Source organism: Terriglobus sp. (assembly GCF_965201105.1).
In the GTDB taxonomy this organism is placed as follows: Bacteria; Acidobacteriota; Terriglobia; order Terriglobales; family Acidobacteriaceae; genus Terriglobus.
This window is the reverse complement of the sequence record NZ_OZ241741.1, coordinates 3989624-4002333: the sequence shown is the minus strand read 5'-3', so window position 1 is coordinate 4002333 and position 12710 is coordinate 3989624. Positions and strand designations below refer to the sequence as shown.

The 12710-nt window shown below is 59.5% G+C and carries 12 protein-coding genes and 1 pseudogene; all 13 read left to right on the top strand.

All coding sequences use genetic code 11. The features are described from left to right. The first annotated feature begins 12 nt into the window (after window positions 1-12). The 13 genes and pseudogenes from ACOFKT_RS17565 to ACOFKT_RS17505 all read left to right on the top strand — a co-directional run bounded on the left by ACOFKT_RS17565 (window position 13) and on the right by ACOFKT_RS17505 (window position 12682). Window positions 13-738: a hypothetical protein gene (locus ACOFKT_RS17565; protein WP_419805282.1), complete on the top strand. Its 726-nt coding sequence runs from the start codon at window positions 13-15 to the stop codon at window positions 736-738. Window positions 739-782: 44 nt separating this feature from the next. After that, on the top strand, window positions 783-1283 hold the full coding sequence (locus ACOFKT_RS17560; protein ID WP_419805281.1) for a hypothetical protein: 501 nt from the start codon (window positions 783-785) through the stop codon (window positions 1281-1283). Beyond that, window positions 1280-2239 carry a hypothetical protein gene (locus ACOFKT_RS17555; RefSeq protein ID WP_419805280.1) on the top strand — a complete coding sequence of 320 codons (960 nt, stop codon included), beginning with the start codon at window positions 1280-1282 and terminating at the stop codon, window positions 2237-2239. Before ACOFKT_RS17560 ends, ACOFKT_RS17555 begins: the two co-directional genes overlap by 4 nt. Further along, window positions 2226-2996: a hypothetical protein gene (locus tag ACOFKT_RS17550; RefSeq protein ID WP_419805279.1), complete on the top strand. Its 771-nt coding sequence runs from the start codon at window positions 2226-2228 to the stop codon at window positions 2994-2996. The genes ACOFKT_RS17555 and ACOFKT_RS17550 overlap by 14 nt, the downstream gene beginning before the upstream one ends. Before the next feature lie 654 nt (window positions 2997-3650). Further along, a pseudogene (locus tag ACOFKT_RS17545) lies at window positions 3651-3880 on the top strand (phage baseplate assembly protein V); the annotation flags it as partial. A 45-nt stretch (window positions 3881-3925) separates the two neighbouring features. Then, the gene (locus tag ACOFKT_RS17540) at window positions 3926-5470 is read left to right on the top strand and encodes a M35 family metallo-endopeptidase (RefSeq protein ID WP_419807189.1); all 1545 of its coding nucleotides are present in this window, start codon (window positions 3926-3928) and stop codon (window positions 5468-5470) included. A gap of 12 nt (window positions 5471-5482) precedes the next feature. Continuing rightward, a complete protein-coding gene (locus ACOFKT_RS17535) occupies window positions 5483-6220 on the top strand; it encodes a hypothetical protein (protein WP_419805278.1) in 738 nt (245 codons plus the stop codon). Window positions 6221-6404: 184 nt separating this feature from the next. Continuing rightward, window positions 6405-7004 (top strand): hypothetical protein, encoded by a 600-nt coding sequence (locus ACOFKT_RS17530; RefSeq protein WP_419805277.1) that lies wholly within the window; start codon window positions 6405-6407, stop codon window positions 7002-7004. A gap of 267 nt (window positions 7005-7271) precedes the next feature. After that, complete coding sequence (locus ACOFKT_RS17525) at window positions 7272-7718, top strand: hypothetical protein (protein WP_419805276.1); 447 nt, start codon at window positions 7272-7274, stop codon at window positions 7716-7718. A 169-nt stretch (window positions 7719-7887) separates the two neighbouring features. Next, complete coding sequence (locus ACOFKT_RS17520) at window positions 7888-8106, top strand: hypothetical protein (protein WP_419805275.1); 219 nt, start codon at window positions 7888-7890, stop codon at window positions 8104-8106. Between the two features lie 526 nt (window positions 8107-8632). Then, the gene (locus ACOFKT_RS17515) at window positions 8633-10045 is read left to right on the top strand and encodes a glycoside hydrolase family 28 protein (RefSeq protein WP_419805274.1); all 1413 of its coding nucleotides are present in this window, start codon (window positions 8633-8635) and stop codon (window positions 10043-10045) included. 2 nt (window positions 10046-10047) lie between these two features. Continuing rightward, the gene (locus ACOFKT_RS17510; RefSeq protein WP_419805273.1) at window positions 10048-11607 is read left to right on the top strand and encodes a rhamnogalacturonan acetylesterase; all 1560 of its coding nucleotides are present in this window, start codon (window positions 10048-10050) and stop codon (window positions 11605-11607) included. Between the two features lie 19 nt (window positions 11608-11626). After that, on the top strand, window positions 11627-12682 hold the full coding sequence (locus ACOFKT_RS17505; protein WP_419805272.1) for a pectinesterase family protein: 1056 nt from the start codon (window positions 11627-11629) through the stop codon (window positions 12680-12682). The last annotated feature ends 28 nt before the right edge of the window (window positions 12683-12710 follow it).

The following is a 12710-nucleotide window of genomic DNA, read 5'->3' as shown; positions in this document are numbered from 1 at the left end:
TGAGGAGAAGCCATGACCCCTTTCGCTGCAGTCCCAACAACTCCCACTGAGATGCATTTTGGCGCCTTGGATTTGAAGGGTCTCCATATGGGATCGCTTCAGCCGGAACTCATGAACGACCCTCACGCGTTGATGGGTGTCACCCCAGGGCAGGACCAGAAGTACATTCGAGGGAACTACACCGAAGAGATCCTGGGCTTGCGCGACACGACGATTCACCAGACGGACAAACTGCACATCTATCTAGACCGTACCGTCAACATCGATCGCAACCTTGTGTACGTGGTTACGGGAACGACGAATGACCACCGGGTAGGCGTGCACAATCAGACCAACATCGCTCCGCGGAACGATGAATTTATGCACACTCGCTCGGAAATTCATCACCAAAAAGAAGACCGGCAGCAGAAGACTGAAGACGCCGATGTAGCGGAGAGAGCGGTTGAATTTATCAAAGACTGGTTCAAAGAACACATCGCCGCCGTGGAATACCACGGCATGTACGTGGAAATTAACGGCATGCAGGTAGAAGGCGCACCGCTGGCTGTTGAAAATATGACGTTCAAAAGTGAGTTCGACTCGTTCAGCATTAAAGCCGATCTTCTTGACGATCATTTTTCGGGAATGATTTCCGAACTGAAAGCAGGCAAGCTGAAAGCGGCCGGCGTCCACCTCAAGGCAATTGGGGGAAATTTCAATGCGGGTATTGCGCTCAATGCGGATAGCCCGTTCGGCTGATACGCAAGCTGTGCTGAAAATCCGACGCCACCGAGGGAGACATCGTGTTCAAATTTTTCGGTATATCCGTTACACAACAGGATAGTCTGTTGATCGTTCACACACCCATCTCAATTATGGGTTGTGTATTTGCGTTGTTGCTTGCGTTTGTTCTGTTGATTCTGCTGGCTGGACTGACCAACAATCCTTTCCGTGCCGCGCAGGTGGGCCGCGCCATTAGCTTCTATTTGTTGAAGTTAGGCATCTTCATTTTCGTACTGCTCGGCTTCGCCTTCTGTGTGCAGTCGAACGACCTCACGCTAGATGCGAGATCCCATACAGCGACGGAAGCAAACAGCTACCTATTCTTCTATAAGACCAAGAATACTTACGACCTGTCACGTATCCAGCGGGCTGAAGTGTATGGCAGCCGCAATGGCGGAGCGGATCGGTTGAGCCTAGTCTTTGCGAATGGTCATGTGCATTCCCTGACGGGCAACAACATGAAACATGGCAAGTATGAAGCCGCCATGGCCATCAACAATTATCTGGCCACCGCTCAATGAAAGTAATCAGCGATAACGAAAGGCAAGCTTCGGACGCTGTGCATTCCCAGAGTTCACCCCAGGATGTATCACGAAGCTCTCGCCTGAGCGCCATACTGTCACGCGAGGAGCTGGCTCCCTTCGTTCGCGCCTACGATCTTTCCGATCTGTCCCTCTACTGGCTGCCTGTTAAAGAATTCCCCGTTCCACAGAAACAACGCAGCTGGTTGCTGGAATTTCTGAAACGACTGGGGCTCGTTCTTGAAAGCGAATCCGGGTTGCGTGAAGAAAACTTCCTTCCCTTTAAAACTCTTTATCCGGATTACCTCGACCGTTTCACGCAGACAGGCATGGAATATCTTCCGCTGAGTGGCATGAGTATCTCGCCGGACGCGAAACCTGTAGCAAACCCTTCCTTTGAAGACATCAAGGAACTTGTCGGCAGTAGCTCGAAATCGGGCGCCCCTGTTGACGTGAACCAGTTCATGCCGGATATTCTTTACTGGTTTCTCATAAAGAAAGGTTTGCAGCAGCGACAGGATTTCTTTGGCAGCGGAGGCATGATCACGCTTTATCTGAAGCCGGATGCGGCCTGCGTCGCGCCGCCCTTGCGCATTCCCAAAGTCGTCTCCAGCCGGCCGGATTTCAGTAAAGACATTGAAGGCCAAGTGCAGGCCACTTATTCAATGAAGGACGGTTTTCTGCAGGCCAGCAAGGAACTTTTCGGAAAATCGTTCGAGCACCTGCCCATTTATCAGGGAATCCGGTTTGTGCTGCCGATTTTATCCAGCAAGAACTTTACAACCGCAGACGTCGAGACCCGGGAGTGCTACCTCCAGCTGTTCGAGGGCATGTTCTGGGAGAGCCCCAAGGACCGTGGCATGCTGCTGGTGTTGAAAGATGCTGCGTTCGACCGCCGGCTTGTCGAAATCCTGCAATCGATGGAAGAAGATGGGTACAAATATGCAGACTTTTAGCGAAGCCGGCAAGCGTCTCCCATTTCACGCGGAGCAGGTGTCTGTGCCTGGGCCCTGGCAGGCGTATGTTCTACGGTTGGAACGGCTGCCCATCCCGCCAACTCCTCGCCCAGGCTCTGGCCCGGATCTGCGACACGATCTGCGGGAAATTCTGGATGCGCTCGAGCGCGAGGTCGTGGCTTCACAGTCCGCAGTCGGCAGCTCGCTGTGGCTGCTGCTGGACCAATTACATATTGATGGCGCCGTGCGGATGATTGCGAAGAACGGCGTCCTCTGGAGGCCTTCGCCGGGTCTGGGACTCTGGCCGGACCGCGAGCCGCCACGCATGTGGACGAGCGACGATCTTCTTGACCGCGACTATCGCACACCCATCCGCGAGCTGAAGCATACGGTCATACACATCAATGCGGACGAAGAGGGGTCTCACCACGCGTGGCAAACGATGTTCGGTACCGGCGGAACGATCCAGCTGTTGCACTCGGGTGACGCAGCAGCCGCGATCGCACACTGGCAAACAACCCTTCAACCCACGATTCAGGATGAGGCCTTCCAAGCTTACCCGTTCACGTTTCCCCTTCTGGAGCGCAGGACGGTCGAGAACCGCAGCGTGGAAGATCTGGACCGGTGGCTGGGGCCGGTCAGCTTTTACATGCGTGAGAGCACCGAGGACTCTGGCATCCTGATCCTCTCCAGAACGCCTTTGCAGGCTGTACTTGAAAGGCTGGGTTTGTGGGTGGACGGCCAGACGAACGTTTGAAGTTGCGAGCTTGAAGAGTCTGCTGGTCATGAGAACGCCACCTGCGGAGGCGGCCGTGAATTAGGTTGCACTTAGCAGAAGATGTCTGGCCGGGGCCGTTAGTCTACGCGTTGTAGCCATAAGGCAGCGGTCGACCAGTTAAGACGAGACCGTTCGTGCCAAATGCGTGCATTGCCATTGACGCGCATGCTTCGTGCCCTCTCTGTCAGTTCTGAAACGTCGGTTTCAGCCTTGCACTGACATGCTTGTCCTCGCTCAAATCGCCAATCGGCGCGTTGATCCTCAACTCTTTTACTTTCTGAAACGCTCATTAGAACCTCGCACTGCCAAGCTCATAAATCTCTGAACCACACCATTCAGCTCCAGGAACCCACCAACGCCCAGAGGCGCGGGCCGACACTCTTCTAATCACCATCTGGACCAGCTCATGATCTGGCTGGTGGACGGCGTTCAAGTGGCGACAGCCCGCATCGCCGCGACCAGCGGCTTGCTTGCCGGCTGGCTCGGGCCTGTTCGCGTATATCTGCATTACAGCGCTTAGGATCGTAGCCCGTTGCTGCTGTCCCGACTGCCGATCAAGCAGCTTTTTCCAAGAGGCGCGAAAGCAGTATTCCTGCAGCGTGAGTATTCCCGGGCCGATGCAGGGGTGCGCTCATGAGTCTGGCTGTCCCATCTGGTAACGCGCGTAGCTGGCACGGCCTGGTTCCGGCACGCGTGGTCGACCATAACGACCCCAAAAAGATGGGCCGGCTCAAGGTCCAGTTCTTCTGGCAGGACGACGGCAGCACCCACTGGGCCCGCGCCACCAGCCCCCACGCCGGCCCCGACCGCGGCTTCATGTTCATGCCGAGGTCGGCGACGAAGTCGCCATCATCTTCGAAGACGGCGACCCCGAACGCCCCATCATCATCGGCTCACTCTGGAACGGCGTGCATACGCAGGCGAGAGAGCAGCTTCGCGGCGGAGACATCGAAGGCAATGATGTGAAGCGATTGATGACCGAGAGTGGCAACCGTCTCCAGTTCTCCGACAAGGTTGGCGTCGAGACTGTTGTCCTCGCCACTCCAAACAATAACCGCATCAAGATGACGGAAAAGGCGGATCACACCGGCCGCACCAACATCACCATCGAATCCAACACCGGCGATATCATCTTTCACGCGCCCAACGGCCGCGTCCATATCGAATCGCTGTACTACTCCAAAGACATCGGCCAGCAACCCGCTGCCGCTGCTACCAAGACTGCTGCACACGGCTCGCCGGCACCGCACCCATCCCGTGCCGCACAGGTCAAAGCCTGGCGAAAAACCCACCGCGCCGCCATTCGCCGCTCTCTCGCCAACCAGCGCGTCCTTTTACTCCACCGTAAGGCCCAGCTCACCGCCTGGAACGACAAAACCAAGGCGCAGTCGCGTACATGGTTTGGCTCGGACTCACTGGCAACCCGGCAAGCTCTCCTTAACCGAACCGACAGGGAGCTCGCCCTTAACAACAGCATGACGACAAAGAATTTCCAGCCACCAGAGCCCGGCCAACAAAACGATAGCAACTTTGCATACGTCCATCCGGCTGACCCGACACATACTATCTACCTGGACCACCAGTTCGACGTTGCTAAACCCATAGGCCAGGATTCCCAAGCGGGTACCCTCGCCCACGAGATGTCTCATTTCAGGATATTGCGGGAACCGCCGACGACAACGGCCACGGCGTCACCACATACGGTGTACCCGCTTCACGGGCGTTGGCAATCGCAGATCCTGCAGCCGCACTCAATCATGCAGACAGCTATGAATATTTTGTCGAAGGCATCAAGTAAACGTAATGTTGAGCCTGGACCGGGCATGGGCCGTGTTGCTGAAGGCCGGCTTCGATGCTCCGCCAGGTCGAGCGGGCGTGAATGCTGGCCATGGGGCGGACGGCATCCATTCCTGCGCACTCCGATGGGTCGATTATTCGTCGTGCCTGGCCTGAGTCTCTTGCTGGCGGCCAGTTCCGGTTGTCAGGCAAAACCAACCGGGCACGCCCCGCCGACAGGCGCGAACTCAGCTGCTGTACAGAAAGGATCGGTGGTGAATCTGCAAATTTCCGTAACAGTGGATACAAACGACGGACATGTTCTTGCGCAGGTTGCATGGAAAAATCTTTCGGAAACGGAGACCTGCCTCTCCGAGCCGTGGCAACTGTTCCGTGCCAACTTGATGGAGGGAAGCCTGCTCCAGATATCGTCGGAAGGCCGGAAGGTGGAATTTCTGGGAGCAATGGTGAAGCGAAAAGCCACGCCGGAGAAAGATCTTGTGCGTTTGGGGCCGGGACAGAGCCTACAGGCACAGCAGGACATCACCAACGAATACCAGTTTGCCGCGGGAACACACACCTACAGCGTGGAATACGCCGCGTTTCTTGCAGTAAGCCCTCCCCGTAAGGACGTGATCGTGCGTTCTTCCACGTCCACCTTTACCCTGACACGTTGATTGCGACGTCGCTTGTCATCCGGTTCGCATCGCGTCACCATCACGGAGCAGCACGCCGTGCGTGGCGAAACCTTTCTGCGCTACAAGGGCGCCGAACAGTTTGGCGAAACATTCCAGCGCTACGCGCAAAAATGTCAGCTTCGCATCGGCGTGGGCCGAACTACAGGTCAGGACCTGCCGCGCATGCCGTCGCAGGAAGAAACCAAACGATATTTAGAGAATCCCGGAAATTTCGACTACAACGACTGGATCGCGGAATATCTGTATTGGTTCGTCACCAAACAACCTGAGCTGCAGCGGCGTCTCTTCCTCGGTTATGGCCAACTTCTCACCCTGTTTCTGCCTCCCGATCCGACAAAACACCCGCAGCCTCCCACGCTCACACCTGCCCTGCGCGACTCCCTTTCCGTCTTCCGCACCATGGATGTTGACGGCCTGATGCAGGGTGCCTTTTCCGCGCGCGATCCCTTTCAGCAGGCCAGCAAGACTCTTTTCGGCAAGGGCCTGGAACAACGGCCGGACTACCCGGGAATCCGCTTTGTGCTTCCCTTGTTCGACAGTGGCGATTTCTTTGCAGCTTCGCCGGATCTTCGAACAGAGTGGTTCAGCCTCTTTGACGTGTACCTGCGCGAAAGCCATCGCGACCACGGCGTTCTGCTCGCCTTTCAGAAAGAGGAGTACGAGGCCGTCCTGGTCGACGTTCTGCAGAGCATGCGGTCCAGCGGATGGACCCAAGCAGGCCAGGCATGATGAACTTCAAACTCAACAATCCGCCGGCCCCGACACCATACCCTGACGCGGAAGCGGACGGCCCTGTGCTTCCGGCTATCGCCTTCCAGCAGTTGCAGGGTCTTCCGAAACCCTGGCAGGGGTTCCTGCTCAAAGTCGATGCCTTTCCGCAATCGATGGCGGAAGGCGCTCCCATCGCAATTTTTTGGAGAACTTTCTGCAGCAGTTCCGTGCCGCCTATCCCCAGCTTCATCACCAAGTGTGCCTCCAGTTCTGGAAGCTCTCTGCCCAGTCCGGATCGGGCATTCTGGCGGAAAACGTGCAGGAGTGGACGCCGGAGTACGGTTTGGGAATATGGCCAGGCCGGCGATCGCCGCAGGCCTGGAACGAAACTCTGATGATGGACGCGGCCGCGGCACTCTTTCGCGGCAACGAGCCGGAACTCCCCGCTTACCGGCTTCTGCGGCTCAAAGCCTCGCCTGATGACCTGGATGACGTCGTGGAAGAGTTACGCGGTTTGGGGGTGCTCTTGCAGGCCTTTTCCATCCAGACGACAAAGGTGCTCGACACGAGCTTAAAGGAAACGTACCTGCCTCAGGTCACGGAACCCTCCTTTCGTCGCGCCGACTTCTTTGCCCCCCTCCTAGACTGCAAAGTCCTCGCGGGAGCCCGCTCCGCCCAGGACATTGATCGCTGGATGGGCGGCATTGACCTCTACATACGTGAAAGCGGAGAGGACGAGGGCGTTCTAGTCCTCTCCCGCTTTCCCCTCAGCTCCTTTTTGGGTGAGCAGATACGCAATTAAGGATCAAAAGCTGACCTACAGCATCTCGTCTATTCTTGTACTTTCTGAAGTGTTCGATTGCACTCATTTTCTCGGGCGACATCCTGCTCAACGCACCAAAAGGCGCGTACCCAATACAGCAAAGATGTTTCCAAGCAAAGAGTAAGGGCTTCCATTAAACAGGAACAGAACCAATGGTTCCAGCGGCTTGGCACACCTGCGGAGCAGCAGTTCGTTGCGAAATATGGGGACCGTACCGTGAGCGCCGGCGCACGATTCACTAGCTTGTTGTATTACGCCGGATTTGGCGCCCTGTTCTTCCTGGTTGTGGGCGGCTACCTGTATCTCAGCCGAACGGCGTTCTTGCGCCCAGTCACAGGTGTTTGGGTCGGGGTTCTTGCGGACGAGACCGATAGCAAAAGCGCGGCAGTTTTCCTGGATACTTCCGTCAACCCGTTTCACATCTTCCGGCCCAAGCTAGCCGGATCGGTGCGCATGTGCTCGGCGCAGGGGGAACAGGACTTCCAACTGGAGCACACTCGAACCGTCAGCGCCGATACGCTGGGCGTCATGATTGGCTCTGAGAACCCGCCGGAGTCAGGACGCATCTTTGGAGCGCTGCGCGATGGCGACTTCCAGGCGCTCTACACTGGCACAACCCGCACGCTTCAGGGCAAGCTGCGGCGGGGCACTCGGGCTAGCTATCAGCAAAGCTGCGCCTCCCTGCGGCAGTAGCAGAAGCTCTGCGAAAACGGTGTTCTCACCGGGGTAGGGACCGAGCGCCGGGGTGTGCAGCGCGGTTAGCGGCACCGGTCGAATGGGGGATCCCGCTATCCATTCTGGTGACCTGCCTAGCACCGAAGTTGTGTTCCGCATTCCTATCGAACCTTTCTACGCTTCGGGGATGAAATCGCAGTGTGTTTTGCAGCCCAGCGTGATCGTCACCAGCCTTCGCCAGCGCGCCCATTCTCTCCGCACGCAGGCGTCCTGCCTTCAGCAAGCTTCCTCGCCAGATGTCGACGAGCGGCTTACGGCCGATCTGGTTCACGAAGCCCTCGCCCTGGAAGAAGAAAGCGAGGAACTGGACCGGCTTGCGACGCAATACGAGCGGCGACTCTGCTGAGCCGTGGCTCCATCCAACCCGTGCAAAACTGGCGCTGCCGTTATCGCCCGCCAGCGTCATCGACGGAAATAAGACGGCAAAGTGAACCCGTGTCGCCCATCATGGCTCCTGGTCCACATCGCCAAAGCGCGCAGCGGTAACCCGAACTGCACCGATCGCCGAACTGCACCGGTCGCCCGAACTGCACCGGCGACGCAACTGCATTCCAGTATCCAAACTGCAAAACCGTTTCACCGCGTTCTGGAACAAGACTTATTGATCGTCATCGGTTCGCGCGGAACCGTAAAAACACACTTTTTGACCAAAGCTCACCACCTTCGTCCAGCGATGTAGCAACGGCAGCTATCAAAACGGTTTGACAATCCGCTTGCAGCCGCCGTAAGGTTCACCCTGCAAAGCAATCAGATCGCTCGCCGCTTTGCAGCCTAACGCAGGGTCCGGTACGCCGCACGACGCAGGGCCTGTCCTGCCCGGGTCTCAGGGCTGGTCGTAAGGGCTGGTCGTGAGAACTGGTCGAGGAGAGGGAATGAAGCATTGGCAAATCGTGACGGCCTTGGGTGCCGCTTCCCTGCTGGCGCTGGTGGCCCCCGCGCAGGACACGCGTCACGTGACCGAGCCGGTCGTGCCGCCCGCGTGCACCGTGCTGACCGCAAGCCTGCACGCTACGGACAACGCCCTGGCCGAGACGGATGAACACAAGCCTGACACCGTGCGCATCCAGAAGGCATTGGATAGTTGTGGCAGCGGCAGGGCTGTGGAACTGAAGGCGAACGGCACGGACAACGCCTTCCTGAGCGGGCCGCTGGAGATGCGCGAGGGCGTCACGCTCCACATCGACAAGGGCGCAACGCTGTATGCCTCGCGCAACCCGCGCGACTTCGACACGGTGCCGGGCACCTGCGGCACCATGGGCGCGACCGTGAAGCCGTGCAAGCCGCTGATTGGCGTAAACGTAAAGAACGCCGCCATCATGGGCGACGGCGTGATCGATGGCCGCGGCGACCGCATCATGGTGGGCCGCGACATCACCTGGTGGCAGCAGTCGCGCGAAGCGGGCAAGCAGGAAAAAGGCATGCCGGTCGGCACGCAGGGGGTAAAGTACTCCGCGCCGCGACTGATCGTGGCGCGTCATGCGGACGGCCTGGTGCTGTACCGCATCCGGCTGCACAACTCGCCAAACTTTCACGTCACCGTGAGCGACACCGATGGCTTTACCGCGTGGGGCGTCCACTTGCTTACGCCCACCGTGCGCGGCACCGACGCGCGCAACACCGACGGCATTGACCCCGGCAACTCGCAAAACATCACCGTCACCAAAAGCTGGATCGACAACGGTGACGACAATATTGCGATCAAGGCTGGCGTGCACCATATGAGCGTGCTCGACAATCACTTCTACGCGGGCCACGGCATGAGCATGGGGTCAGAGGCGCGTGACGAAAGCGACATCCTGGTCGATACGCTCACCCTGGATCACACGACCAGCGGCATCCGCATCAAGAGCAACGTGCAGCGCGGCGGCACCGTGCGCAACGTGACCTATCGCAACGTGTGCATGAAAGATTCGCCGGTGCCGATCTCGATCACGCCGTACTACACGGGGCAGACGGCGGACGGCATCGAAGAGACCGGCATGACCGGGCCGCTGACGCCGGACTACAAGGGCATCACGATTGAGAATGTGCGCAGCGTGACCTCAGGCGTAGTGCAGGTGGCAGGCTTGAACGCGCAGCATGTGACGGATCTGAAGCTGAACGGCGTGGAGATTACCGGAGTACAGCCCGAGCAGGTCAAGGCGCGCAACGCTGCGATCACCGTCGGACCAAACGGCGCGAACTTTACCTTTACCGGGACGGGCGTCACCAGTTCGCCCTCGCCCACGCCGGCGGCTCATGTGTCCCTCGATTGCAACGGCAAATTTATGCCGTACCAGGATTAGCCGTGCGGCCCCTGACGTTTCGCCGGACGACGCGCGGCCTGTGGTTACGCTTGACCGCAGCGGCGGGCCTGCTGGTGCTGGCGGCCGTCGCCATGCGCGCAGAGGACGCTTACATCGGCCCGCACCCGGCGGAGCGGCGCGCCGGCACTATCGTGCGCGTGGATCTGGTCGGCGACTCCACGCAGACCGATAACGCCGGGTATGGCCGCGGCCTCTGCGCCAACCTGACGCAGAGAGTCGATTGCGTGAACATGGCCAAGGGCGGCGCGAGCACGAAAACCTATCGCGAGATGGGCCTGTGGGATCGCGCGCTGAGCACCAGGCCCGACTACATGCTGATCCAGTTCGGGCATAACGACCAGGAAACACCCGAACACCTGCCGCGCCAGGTGCCCATCGCGGACTACGAGGCGAACCTGCGCCGCATGGTTACGGAGGCGCGCGCCGCGGGCATTCAACCGGTGCTGATCACGCCGCTGGCGCGCCGCTACTTCGAAGCAGATGGAAAAGTGCACAGCGACCTGACGTTGCAAAGCGACACGATGAAGCGCGTCGCCACGTCCATGCAGGCGCCGCTCATCGATCTGCAGGCGCTCAGCGTCGCGTACCTCGACGGAATCGGCGAGGCTGCCGGGGTGAAGCTTGGCATCACGAAAAAGGACAAGGACGGGTCGACCATTCCGGACAAGACGCACCTGAACTGGCAGGGCAGTTACGAGTTCGGCCGCATCGTCGCAGTCGAGCTGGGCAAGGCTGTTCCCGCGCTGCGAAGCGATGTACGCAAGCAGCCCGCGACGCTGCCGCCAGAGGGCGAGCTGGCCATGCGCGTGTTCGAGCAGTCGCCGTTCAAGATTGTGCTGACAGGTGATTCCACCGTCGCGACCGAGGGCGGCTGGGGTCCGGGCTTTTGCCAGACGCTGACGCCCAACGTGACCTGTGTGGACCTGGCGAAGAACGGGCGCAGCACCAAGAGCTACATCGACGAAGGCCTGTGGCAGCAGGCGTTGAACGAGCATGCGCAGTACGTCTTCATGCAGTTCGGGCACAACGACCAGAAGCCCGCGCCGGCCGTGCACGCTGACGCCGAGGGTGCCTACGCCGGCAACCTGCGCCGGTTCATTCACGATGTGCGTGCCGAGGGCGGCATCCCGATCGTGGTCACACCGCTGTCGCGCCGCAACTACCGCAACGGCGCGCTGGTCACGGACGACGGCTTGTCTGAGTACGCCGCAGCCGCAAAGCGCGTCGCGGCCGAGGAGCACGTGAACGTTGTCGACCTGTTGAGCCTGTCGCGGGCGCTGCTCGAAAAGGAAACGCAGGCTGAGGCGGACACCCTGGACGCGGTTGCGCACGCGGATGCCAAAGCAGAAAACGGCAGCGCCGGTCCTGGTGTTGCGAAGCCGGATCGCACGCACCTGAACGACAAAGGAAAGGCAATCTTTGGCCGCATGGTTGCCGACAATGTGATCCGTTCGGAAGTCGAACTGGGGCCAAATGTGAAGGGCCTGCCGGAAGGCGCAACACCGGCGCTGGCGCTGGCCACCTCCACGGACGGACACTGAAGCGATGAGGAACGCCTGCATGTTTCGTTGCTTTGCCACCGCTGCCCTGCTCACCGGGACTGGCCTTGCGGCTGCGGCGGGACTACCCACTCTGAAGGTCGGGCCGAATGCCACGTACAAGACGGTGCAGTCCGCCGTTGACGCGGCGCCGCCGACGGGTGCGACGATCCGGCTCGCGCCCGGCACGTACCGCGAGAAGGTCCACATCAACACAGCAAACATCCACCTGGTTGGCACGGGCAAGTCGCCCAGCGACGTGGTGCTGAGCTGGAACGACGCCGCGAAGACAGCAGGCGGCACCGGCAAGAGCGGCAGCGTGAGCGTGGATGCAGACGGCTTTGCGGCCGAGAACCTCACCATCGAAAACACGTGGGAACTGGAGCACCAGCGGACTGAAGAAGGTTCGCAGGCCGTGGCTCTGCTGCTGAACAGCGACCGCGCCGTGCTGGACAACGTTCGTCTGATCGCCGCGCAGGACACGCTGTATGCCAACAGCCGGACGTGTCACGACAATCTGCCGAAGGACGGAGGTCCACCGCAGGGTCCACAGCCCGCGTGCCGCGCCTCGCGTGAGTACTTTCGCGATGTGTACATCGAGGGTCACGTGGATTACATCTTCGGCGATGCGCAGGCGGTGTTCGACCACTGCGATCTGCATCCGAGACTGCATCCCACGGTCATGTTTACGGCGCAGAGCCGGCACTACCCCGAGGAGATTTCGGGCTACTACTTTCTGCACAGCCGCATCACCGGCGACCGCAGCAAGTTCGACGGTTCCGAGAAGCTGGTGCTGGGGCGGCCGTGGCGCGATTACTCGACCGTGTGGTTCTACGACACGGACATGGAGCCGACGATCGCTGCGGATGGCTGGAGCGATTGGAACGGCCGGCTGAAGACGAGCGATTACCGCGAGTACAAGTCGCACGGGCCGGGCGTGAACGGCGGTCAGCGGATTGTGAGTTCCCCGCCGCTGACCAGGGAAGTGGAGAAAGGCCTGACGCCGGAAGCGCTGCTGCGCGGCACGGACAACTGGAACCCTGTGAAAGAAGCGGACCGGTTGCGAAAGCAGAAGTAGATTGCGAGCGGTGCTGATAAGGATGGTG

Excerpts from the sequence above, each read along its gene's own strand:
- ACOFKT_RS17565 (WP_419805282.1), top strand. The coding sequence starts at position 13 with ATGACCCCTTTCGCTGCAGTCCCAACAACTCCCACTGAGATGCATTTT.
- ACOFKT_RS17555 (WP_419805280.1), top strand. The coding sequence starts at position 1,280 with ATGAAAGTAATCAGCGATAACGAAAGGCAAGCTTCGGACGCTGTGCAT.
- ACOFKT_RS17550 (WP_419805279.1), top strand. The coding sequence starts at position 2,226 with ATGCAGACTTTTAGCGAAGCCGGCAAGCGTCTCCCATTTCACGCGGAG.
- ACOFKT_RS17520 (WP_419805275.1), top strand. The coding sequence starts at position 7,888 with ATGAAATCGCAGTGTGTTTTGCAGCCCAGCGTGATCGTCACCAGCCTT.
- ACOFKT_RS17515 (WP_419805274.1), top strand. The coding sequence starts at position 8,633 with ATGAAGCATTGGCAAATCGTGACGGCCTTGGGTGCCGCTTCCCTGCTG.
- ACOFKT_RS17505 (WP_419805272.1), top strand. The coding sequence starts at position 11,627 with ATGTTTCGTTGCTTTGCCACCGCTGCCCTGCTCACCGGGACTGGCCTT.